This is a genomic window from Salifodinibacter halophilus (assembly GCA_012999515.1).
GTDB classification, from domain to species: domain Bacteria; phylum Pseudomonadota; class Gammaproteobacteria; order Nevskiales; family Salinisphaeraceae; genus Salifodinibacter; species Salifodinibacter halophilus.
The window spans coordinates 1-250 of sequence record JABEEB010000492.1 but is presented as its reverse complement, the minus strand read 5'-3'; the positions used below and the strand labels follow the sequence as shown (position 1 = coordinate 250).

1 protein-coding gene is annotated in these 250 nt (G+C 56.4%); it reads right to left on the bottom strand.

All coding sequences use genetic code 11. The annotated features are described in order from the left end of the window. A partial coding sequence (locus tag HKX41_12585) for a hypothetical protein (GenBank protein ID NNC24971.1) occupies nucleotides 1-250 on the bottom strand: 250 nt, incomplete at both ends.

Below are 250 nucleotides of genomic sequence, written 5' to 3'. Positions count from 1 at the left end.
GGGTCACGTTCGATAATCGACATACCTTCGTGGAACACCGCAGCGCGAATACCTTCACGTTCGCGCAGTACCTGCTCCAGTTGCAGCGCAGTGGCAGCTTTGGCGCAGATCACCAGCACTTTCTGAGAGCGATGGCTGGTCAGGTAGCCCATCAGCCACTCAACGCGCGGATCGAAGTTCCACCAGGTGGCGTTATCACCTTCAAATTCCTGATAAATACGCTCCGGGTAGAGCATATCGCGAGCACCCC